At 71.1% G+C, this 9,798-nt stretch carries 5 protein-coding genes and 2 pseudogenes; 3 read left to right on the forward strand and 4 right to left on the reverse strand.

The annotated features are described in order from the left end of the window. Together ACN6LB_RS45015 and ACN6LB_RS45020 are read right to left on the reverse strand one after the other, a co-directional pair. Positions 1-287 (reverse strand): annotated as a pseudogene (locus tag ACN6LB_RS45015) (polyprenyl synthetase family protein); the annotation flags it as partial. Between the two features lie 254 nt (positions 288-541). Next, positions 542-1,570: pseudogene (locus ACN6LB_RS45020) on the reverse strand (tetratricopeptide repeat protein); the annotation flags it as partial. 578 nt (positions 1,571-2,148) lie between these two features. Between ACN6LB_RS45020 and ACN6LB_RS45025 the strand changes: the two are divergent. Further along, on the forward strand, positions 2,149-3,243 hold the full coding sequence (locus tag ACN6LB_RS45025; protein ID WP_445030991.1) for a hypothetical protein: 1,095 nt from the start codon (positions 2,149-2,151) through the stop codon (positions 3,241-3,243). A 105-nt stretch (positions 3,244-3,348) separates the two neighbouring features. Here ACN6LB_RS45025 and ACN6LB_RS45030 read toward each other — a convergent pair whose 3' ends face one another. Further along, positions 3,349-4,818 carry an ankyrin repeat domain-containing protein gene (locus tag ACN6LB_RS45030; protein ID WP_445030992.1) on the reverse strand — a complete coding sequence of 490 codons (1,470 nt, stop codon included), beginning with the start codon at positions 4,816-4,818 and terminating at the stop codon, positions 3,349-3,351. A gap of 376 nt (positions 4,819-5,194) precedes the next feature. On the opposite strand from ACN6LB_RS45030, the gene ACN6LB_RS45035 reads away from it, so the two are divergent. Both ACN6LB_RS45035 and ACN6LB_RS45040 read left to right on the forward strand, forming a co-directional pair. Further along, the gene (locus ACN6LB_RS45035) at positions 5,195-5,821 is read left to right on the forward strand and encodes an alpha-ketoglutarate-dependent dioxygenase AlkB (protein ID WP_445030993.1); all 627 of its coding nucleotides are present in this window, start codon (positions 5,195-5,197) and stop codon (positions 5,819-5,821) included. Positions 5,822-5,948: 127 nt separating this feature from the next. Next, the gene (locus ACN6LB_RS45040) at positions 5,949-8,066 is read left to right on the forward strand and encodes an amylo-alpha-1,6-glucosidase (RefSeq protein ID WP_356135200.1); all 2,118 of its coding nucleotides are present in this window, start codon (positions 5,949-5,951) and stop codon (positions 8,064-8,066) included. 53 nt (positions 8,067-8,119) lie between these two features. Here ACN6LB_RS45040 and ACN6LB_RS45045 read toward each other — a convergent pair whose 3' ends face one another. Further along, positions 8,120-9,283 carry a glycosyltransferase family 4 protein gene (locus tag ACN6LB_RS45045; RefSeq protein WP_445030994.1) on the reverse strand — a complete coding sequence of 388 codons (1,164 nt, stop codon included), beginning with the start codon at positions 9,281-9,283 and terminating at the stop codon, positions 8,120-8,122. Positions 9,284-9,798 lie beyond the last annotated feature (515 nt).

Raw genomic sequence — 9,798 nt, forward strand, 5'->3', positions numbered from 1 at the left:
GCGGCCGGCACCCCCCCCTCAGTTGGGGCTCCGGCCGCCTCGGCCCCCAGCACCGCCAGCGCCTGCCGCACCCCCTTGCCCGCACTGTGCGCGGCGGGGGCACCGCCCACTTCGCAACGCCCCAGCGCGTATCCGGCCATCTCCCCGACCCAGGGGTGCAGGCCGCCGATCGCCCGGACCAGCGCCGGGGCGACCAGCTCGCGGGTGCGGCGCAGTATGTGTGCGGCGTCGACGACCAGGGCCTCGGGCGACGTGCGGACGGCCATGGAGGCGGAGATGGGCGTCATCGGGTGGCCTCCGAGCGCGGGTTCGCGGGGCGAGCCGTGGCGTTCGCCGAGGTGGAGGTGGGTTGCGGTGCGGACGGGGCGCGACCTGTGCGCTCTTGCGCGAGGCCGGGTTCCGGCCGCTCTTCGGTGGGGCCGAGCCCGATCCGGTGCTCCGCGCGCCTGGGCTGCACCTGCTGTCGCGCGAGGCCCGGCGTCTCCGGCGCTTGCGCGAGGCCGGGCTCCGTCCGCGCATCAGCGAGGGCCTGCTCCGGTCCCTCCTGCGTGAGCCCCAGCTCGACTCGCGCCTCTTCGACCATCCGATGGGCATGCCTCAGGCCGATGCCTTCCAACACCCGGGCCAGCTCGGCCAGTTCCGCGGCGGTCTCGGTGCGGTCGCGGCCCAGGCGGGCCCGGGATTTGGCAAGGCCCAGGCGGGAGAGAGCTCGGCCGCGCGGCTCGCTCATGGCCTCGAACTCCGCGAGGGCCTGTGCGTAGACCTCGCGCGCCTCTTCGTAGCGTCCCGCCCGGTAGAGGACGTTGCCGCGCATCTTGTGGTTGTAGGCGAGCGCACCGGACAGTTTCATCGTCCGGCAGGACGCCTCCGCCTCGCTCAGCAACTCCAGCGCACGCCCGGTGTCCCGATCGCGTACGGAGACGATGTCCGCGAGGCCGCGCAGGGCCCAGGCGTGCCCGCGACGGTCCTCGGCACGCGCGGCGATCTCGGCGGCCTCCTCGAAGAGGCCGTACGCCGTGTCGTAGGCACCGGTGTTGCGGTGGATCTGCGCTATGCCCTCCAGCGCCCACACGGTGTGCCGGGCCTCGCCGCGCTTGCGCGCCTCGGCGAGAAGCTGCTCGTGCAGCGCGGTCACGGCCGCGTAGTCGCCCTGGATGCGGCCGGTCTCCGCCATCCCCGCCAAGGAGTAGCCGCGTACGACGACGTCCCCGGCGTGCTCGCCGAGTTCGGCGGCCAGCCGCAGCAGCCGCCAGGCCAGCGGGAAGGCACCGCGCTGCCGGGCGAGCGTGCCACCGCTCCACAGCGCCCACGCCATCGCCGACATGTCCCCCGCTTCGCGGGCGGTGCGGTAGCTCGTCTTCCAGGCCTGTTCCGCCTCCGCCACCTGCCCCAGACGGCGATGCGCCTCCGCGACGGCCAGGCCGGAACGGGCCGCCTCGCCCCGCTCTCCCTCTCGTTCGGCGGCGCGAAGCTGCTCGGTGCCCGCCGCGAGGACGTCGGTCAGCGAGGAGTTCACGGACAGGGTGGTCAAAGCGCCCTGGTACTCCGGGGCGAAGGCCTTGCCGTACATGAATGCCTTTCGGTCTGTCACGCGCCGCCAGGCCTCCGCCCGCCGACACGTGATGCGACTGCTTGCGAACGGGGCACTCGGCTCGACTATCACCTCGATGTATACGCAGCATGTATACATTGAGGGCATAGTGCGACGGATTTCCACCCGGGAATTCCCGGCCTGCTATGGATTGCGCGCTACCCGCCCGTTGCCGATCAAGACGACAGTCACGTCCGCAAGGTTGCCTCCCTCGCCGAGGAAGGTCGAACTTCCCTGGCCATGCGCCCAATTGGCCTCGAATCGGAAGGAGACCGGGTGACGCGCCGTACCCGGACGGGTCCGATGTGACGCCGTCCGCCGCGTGTCGCGCCCCGGCTCCCTCCCCGCCTGGTTCTCCCCGGCGAAGAAAGACACCGATGGCCCACGTCCTGATGTACGCGCACCGCCATCGCTGAACGGCCGGCACCGGCGACCCGTCGAGTGCGGCTGAGTGAGAGCCCGCTTCGCTGCTCGCCAAAGCAGCCGCCGCCTCATGCCAGGATGTGGCCATGGTGTGGCTGAGGAAACGCGGAAGGCGGGCGGTTGCGCTCGTGGCCGTGGCGAACGCGGTGCTGGCGCTGACCGCCTGCGGCTCGGGCGGCTCCGACCACGGGGAGTCCGCGAACTCCGGGGGCCGCGAGGCGAAGTACAAACGCGTCATCGAGGACCCTCATCCACGCCCCGCAGACGTCATCGAAGCTGCCGGCGCACCCACCGGAGTGGCCCGCGCGGACGACGGCTCGCTGCTCCTGACGTACGACGCCGGAAACGTCGAGGACGACGAGGGGCCGGCCGCCACCGCCTGGCGCATCGTCGGCCCCGACGGCCGTACGGTCGCCGAGCACGCGGAACACTCGAACGCGGAGGCGGTGCGGGCCGCGTTCAAGGGAGTGCCCGGGGGCTTCGTGCGGGTGCCGGAGGAGGGGGCTGGGGGGGCGTACGCCCTCGATGTGCGCGGCGAGCGGCACAAGCTCATCACCTCCGGGACCCCGTTGCGCGCCCGCCCCGGCGACATCCTGCTCGCCGAAATGGAGCCGACCCTCGTCTACCGGCCCGCGACACGCACCGTGGCGCCCCTGGCCGCAGTGCCGAAGGACGCCATCAGCGTCGCCGTCGACGAGCGGGGCACGGTCTGGAGCCTGGATCAGCCCCTGACCGAGGACCCCAACCGTGTCGTATGGCAGCGCGACGGTCGCACCCTCGGCTCCAGGGCCGTCCCGAAGCCGTACACGGGAGACATCCTCGCCGCGCGGGGTGGCATCGCGGCGCTCTCCCTCACCCGGGGCGAGGGTGTGCGCGGCCTGTTGGTGACGACGGACGGCGGCGGGCACTGGCGAACGGTCCTCGACGGGGGCATTGCCTGGCGGGACCTGAAGCGTGGCCCGGAGTCGCTGGTCCTGGAGCTGCTCTCGGACGGACGGCTGCTCGTCGGCGAGGAAGGCGGCCGCTACTGGCTCGCCGACGACCGGACCAACAGCGCCTTCCACGAGCTGAGGACACCGGCCGCATTCACGTCGGTCTCGGTCGACGGCACGACGCTCTACGGCATCGCGGACGCAACGACGGCGACGTACGACCTGGTGAAGGGCGAAGGGCTGTGGATCTCTCGCGACGGCGGCCGCGAGTGGCGGCGCCACCAGCAGCGCGGATAGCGGCGGAAGGGCTGTGCGTACGCACCCGCAAGCACCCCAACCGCCACCCCGGCCACCGCGACAGCGACTGTTCCAGGCGTCCGCCGGCCCGCGTCGCGAAGGTCCTCAGCGCTGAAGCCGCGGTGGCAGTGCCACCCAGCGGCGCGGGGTGCGGCGGTCGACGCCCTCCTGGCCGTCGCTGATCCTCAGACCGGCCGCGGCGCAGGCGTAGGCAAAGATCTCGGCGCCATGGGGGAAGGTGGGCTTGCGCTGCCAGAACCGGAAGTTCCAGTAGGCGGTCGGATCCGACTCCTGCGGCGACAGGCCTATCTCTTCGGACTCGACGACTTCACCGTCGCGGGCCAGGGTGCCGAATGTCCCGCCCTTGGCGTTGAAGTACACCCCGTAGGCGGTGGTGCCCGCCGATATCGCTCGCAGCACGGCGTTGTCGCTGGGCATGTACCCGTCCTGAGTGATGACACAGCCGCCTGGGGCGCCGTCCAGACGTCTCACGCCCACGTAGCGCAGCGATTCGTCAAAGTCGTGAGCGTCGTAGGGCGCGTTTTCGAGATCCGTCCTCGGGCACTGCGCGGGATCGGCACCGATCCGCCGGATCACCTCGTCCTCACTCAGGCCCCTTACGAAGCAGATACCGAGCCCTTCGGTCCACAACGGATTGTCACCGAACGCCGCGATGAGCGCGTCCGCCGTCTGCTGCGCGGCGACCTCCTCAGGGGGCAGCTCCACCGTCTCGGGCAGGCCTTGAACGAGGGGCGCGAGCGGCGTGGTCAACAACAGCCGGCCCGGCGACCAGGGACCCGACTGCGGTGTCCACACGTCCGCCCCGGCATCGATCAACGTGCGGACCGTGGCCTCGTCCATGCCGTGGACGGCGTACCACAGCGGCGTGTGCCCGTCGTCGTCGCGTGCGTCGACGTCCACAGGGTGCGACAGGAGCGCCGTCACCGCGTCTGCCGCGCCCTGCTCCGCCACCAGGTGCAGCGGGGCGGTGCCGCTCCATCCGACGGCGGCGTCGGGCGGCGCGCCTCCCTCCAGCCGGGCCCGGATCAGGGCCGCGTCCCCCCAGTCCCGATAGCCCATCTCCTGCCAGTCGGCCCGCGGCACATAGCGCTGCCGGGCCTCCTCCTCGCGGCGCAGCGCCTCGCGCTGGCGGCGCGTCAGCGGCGGTGCCAGGAACGTCGGCGGTCCGCTCATCTCCGCAGTCATGAAGGCACGCGGCAGCTCTTCCGGATCCGGCGGGTCAAGTCCGGGCCAGACCTCCAGTGCCCGACCGGACGCAGCGCGGAGTGCTGCCACATCGATCGGGGTGCGGACCTCCGCGATCCCCTCGTCCGGCCACTCGATCACCAGTTGCGCGTCCCCGGCGGGCGGGAGTTCCGCCAGATACAGGTCGACGTCCGTCTTGAACAGGGACCTGCGGGAGTGCTGCAGGCTCGGGTCCAACGGGATCAGTCCGACCGCCTGCTCCGTCGCCGCCATGCCCGGCTGTCCGTTCGGCCCGGTGAACCGGACGCCCCTCACCACGGTGCCGTCCAGCGAGGTCACCCGCCGGCCGTCGGAGAACAGCAGGCCCACCCGGAGCCCGGACTGTCTTTGCGCGTCCGGGCCCTGTCGGCGGGTCCTTCGGAAGACCGCGAGATGCAAAGTCGCCGACCGCGGCCACACGGACCATCCCGTCAGCAGTACCCGGGATTCGTGGCCGGCACCCACCACTTCAAGCTGCGGCAACCGTGCCGGCGCATACCGGTCGACAGGCGGCGCGTACTGCCCGTCGTCCTCGCCCGGGGGGCGTAACCGGGCCAACACGGCCCGCTCGGAAGCCGGTTCCTCCGCAAGCACAAGATCGTCGAAGAATCCCATGCGCCGAGCGTTGCACACCCCACTGACAGCGCCTGGGAGCCGTCACCTCACGCCATGGAACATATATTCGAATACGCGGTAAGCTGGTCCCATGTCCACGCACCTCCAGGCCTCGCTCTTCGACCAGACCGACGAGCTCCGCCTCGGCCCGCTGGGCGGGATGCGCCGCACCCCGCTCGACGACGGAGCCTGGATCGACCTCCTGCCCGGGTGGCTGCACGGAGCCGACGCCCTGTTCTCGCGGCTCGTCGACGAGGTGCCCTGGCGGGCGGAGCGGCGGCAGATGTACGAGCAGGTGGTGGACGTACCACGGCTGCTGGCCTACTACCGGGCGGGCGAGGCCCTGCCGCATCCGATCCTCGACGCGGCGCGCGACGCCCTCGGGGCGCACTACGCGGCCGAGCTCGGCGAACCGTTCACCACAGCCGGCCTCTGCTATTACCGCGACGGCCGCGACAGCGTGGCCTGGCACGGGGACCGGATCGGCCGGGGCGCGCGGGAGAACACGATGGTCGCGATCCTCTCGGTGGGAGCCCCGCGTGATCTGCTGCTGCGCCCGCGCCGCGGAGGCGCCACCGTCCGCCGTCCCCTCGGGCACGGCGACCTGATCGTGATGGGCGGCTCCTGCCAGCGCACCTGGGAGCACGCCGTGCCCAAGTCCACCCGTGCCACCGGGCCGCGCATCAGCATCCAGTTCCGTCCCCAGGGCGTGAACTGACCGAAGGGACACGGGAGTCGGCGCCCGGGGCCGGACCGCGACGGCACCGGCTCGAATCGTTCGGTGCGCGGGGGTCCTCCGGCGCGTGAGCGCGTGGCCGAACCCGGAAAGGGGAAGACCCCGCTGCATGTTCGAGTCGGCGCAGTCCCCCGGAACACGTTCCCTGCAACCGCTGTTGCACGATGTCGTCATCTGCGTCTCGGCGCCCGCGTTCGCGGCCTCCCCGCGCGACGGACAGCTCCGCGGTCTGCGGGCGGACGGTTTCTACGACCGCGATCGGCGGCTGCTGCACACCCTGTGCCTCCTGATCGACGATCGTGAACCCGAACCGATCGGTGTCCAGCCGCTGGGACCTGACGTCGTCCGTTTCACCTCGGTCCACCGCGATCCGCGGGACCGCACCGACGACCCGACGGTGATCATCGAGCGCATCCGCAGGGCGGGCGACGGCGAGACCATCACCGTACGCAACATCGGAACCCTGCCCCGGGTCCTGCGGATCGAGGTCGCGGTCGCCTCGGATCTCGCCGACATCGCCGACGTGAAGAGCGGGCGCACTCGGCGGCTGCTGGCGCCTTCCGCCACCGCGGACGGCACGGGACTCGGCTGGCGCTCCCGCACGGGCCGCGCCCGGATACAGGCCGAAGGCCCCGCCCCGCAGATCGCCGACGGTCCCGAGGGCGGCACCTTCACCTGGCCCGCGGTGTCACTGCCGCCCGGCGGCTCCTGGGAGACGCGCCTGCGGGTCACCGGCCGGCCGGTCCCCGCCCCCGAAGGTCATCCCCGGGCCCCCACCACGCCCGTCCCCTGGCTGGAGCCGTCGCTGACCGGTGACCGGCGGCTGGAGGAGCTGGTCCAGCGCGGCCTCGGTGACCTGCGGGCGCTGCGGCTGGTCGACCCGTCGGCCGAGGCCGCCGGTGACGGGCCCGAGGACAGCTTCATCGCGGCGGGCTGCCCCTGGTACCTGACCTTGTTCGGCCGTGACAGCATCTGGGCCGCGCGCATGATGCTGCCGCTCGGCACCGAGCTGGCCCGGGGCACGCTGTGGACGCTGGCCCGCCGCCAGGGCGAGGTCAACGACGTGTGGCGGGAGGAGGCTCCCGGCCGCATCCTGCACGAGCTGCGCCCGGCCGACTCCCAGCACGGCCACGGCCTCAGCCTCCCCTCGCGCTACTACGGGTCGGTCGACGCGACGCCCCTGTTCGTCACGCTCCTCGTCGAGGCGTGGCGCTGGGGTCTGCAGGACCGGGAGGTCGACGCACTGCTGCCGTTCGCCGAGCGGGCGATGGGCTGGGTCATCGACACCAGCGGGCGGGACGAGGACGGTCTGCTGCGCTACTACCCGCGTCGCGGGGGTCTCGTCCACCAGTCCTGGAAGGACAGCGCCGACGCGGTCCGGGACGCGTCCGGACAGCACATCGCGCCACCGCTGGCCCTGTGCGAGGTCCAGGGGTACGCCTACCAGGCCGCCGTCGGCCTCGCCGACCTGCTCGCAGCGCGACAGCGCCCCGACGAGGCGAACGCCCTGCGGACCTGGGCGGACACCCTGCGCAAGCGGTTCGCCGACGCCTTCTGGATCACGGTCGACGAAGGCCCGGCCGGCCGGTATGTCGCCATCGCGGTCGGCCGTGAGCTGCGTCCGGTGAGCGGACCCGCCTCGAACATGGGCCAGCTGCTGGGCACCGGGATCCTCGGCCCGCAGGAGTGCCGGGACGTGGCGGCGTGGCTCGACCACCCCGATCTCAACTCCGGCTGGGGACTTCGCAGCCGCTCCGCGGCCATTCCGGGATTCAACCCGCTGAGTTATCACGGCGGTTCGGTGTGGACCCATGACACCGCCATCGCCATCCAGGGCCTGTGCGACGCGGGCTGCCATCGCGAGGCCGCCGCCCTCGCCGACGGACTCCTCGACGCGGCGGCCCACTTCGCCTACCGGATGCCCGAACTCTACGGCGGCGACGCCCGCGTCAAGGGTTCACCTCTGGTCCCCCTGGCCTACCCCGCCGCCTGCCGCCCTCAGGGCTGGTCCGCCGCGGCGGGAGTGGCCCTGCTGAGCGCATTCCTGGGGCTGCGCCCCGACGCTCCCAACCGACGGCTGCACCTGCGCCCGCTGCCGACGGAGCTGTTCCCTCCGCTGCACGTCGAGGGGCTGCAGGTGGCGGGCCACCGCTTGTCCGTGCACGTCGACCGCTCGGGGGCGGTCGAGATCCTCGGGCTCCCCGAGGACTGGCGAACCGACAATTGAGGAGAGGGGACCGGCGCACGGAAGGGCGCAATGGGCGAGGGAACGAGCTCTCGCTAACTGTCCGGCTGTTCCAGCCTGTTCCGGTAGACCCGCAGCATCTCCGGCACATAGCACCTGGCCAGGTCGAATTCACCGACCACGCGCTGCCTTCCGCGCTTTCCCATCAGGCGGGCGAGCTCGGGGTCACGGAGCAGCTGAGTCATCCGCTGCGCGAGTTTGTCCACGTCCTGGTCCGGAACGAGGTAGCCGTACACGCCGTCCTCTCCGACGCCTTCGCTCAGTCCGCCCATCCGCGTCGCGATCACCGGACGCGCGGCGCACATGGCTTCCAACGGGGCGAGTCCCATCGGCTCTTCATAGCTGGACGGATGGATCACCACATGGGCGCGACGGTACAGATCCGGCATCCGCTCGACTCCGGCTTCTTCGAAGGCGACCCGGCCGACCAGACCGACTTCGGCGATCAGCTTCTCCAAGTGCTTTCGGAACCCTACCTTTTCGCCATGGAAGTCGACCGAATCGGGGGTGTCCATCAGCAGGAGATGCGGGTCCAGTTCCGGGCTTCTTCTCACCAGGCGCCCGATGGCCCTGATCGCCAGTTCCGCACCCTTGTCCGGAATCAGGCGGGCGGGCAGGAGCACGGTGACGGTCCGGGTCCATTCCGTATGGGTGAGTTCGGGCACACCGAGATACGCCTCGACGTCGATACCCAGATAGGTGCGGTGGACGTCCTCGATTCCCAACTCCCGTGCACATGCGTCGCGGAGGAAGTCCGAGACCGCGAAATGCACATCCCATTGTCCGCAGGATTTGGCGGTGCGGACGTTCTCCGCTCCTCGCCACAGGCTGTGATAGGTGTGCACGAGCACGAGGCGGTGTTCACTGCGCAGCGAGAGCAGCGCCTCCGCCGGAGCCGTGGAGAAGTGATGGAGATTGTGGCCGTGCACAAGTCGGATTCCGCGCCGCTTCAATTCCACCGCGAACCAACGGCGGAGAGTCTCCGTCGCGCCTGGGTCCGCGGAAGCCCGTGACAGGTCCAGCCCTTCGTGCCGCACCACCTCGACACCGGGTTGACGAGGCGTCAGCGCGCCGTCCGTTCCGGTGAAGACCGTGACCCGGTGACCCTGGCGTGCCAGCAGCCGCGAGTACCACCACAGATGGGATTCGACGCCCCCCACCGTGGGCGGAAAGGCCCAGTGCACCAGGGCGACGGACAACCCCGATGCGGGCTCCTCCGGCTGTACGTCACGCTCCACGCCCGCCTCCGACCGGCCCTGACCACCGCGCTCGGGCAGCCCCGGGCAGAACGGCGGAACATCCTCATCCGCGAGCGGGAGACGTTATCGCAGACCGAGGGGTTCCTTGCGCACCCACGCCCGGCAACTACCGCTCCACTGAAGTCGGTTACGACAAACACACAACGGGAAAACTGTAGGCTCGACGACTTTACTGCGGGTCGAGCGGGGGCGAAATGGCTGGTCGGCCCGCAGAGCGGAGATTCGGGGGAGGCCATGGCCATGCGGCGGGGAGTGCCGGGAAACACCAGAGGCACATGGTCGGTCATCGCCGTCCTGTCCGGGGTCAGCGCTGCCGTCACCCTCGCGCTGGGCATTGTCGTCAAAGCGACCGACTTAGAAGTCATCTCAATTGGTGACTGGTGGCGTGGATAGTGGCTGGCAGACGTGCTGTGGTGGCGGTTGAATGCGTCGGTGAGTGACTACTGGACACCCGC

Source organism: Streptomyces sp. SAS_270, from assembly GCF_052543295.1.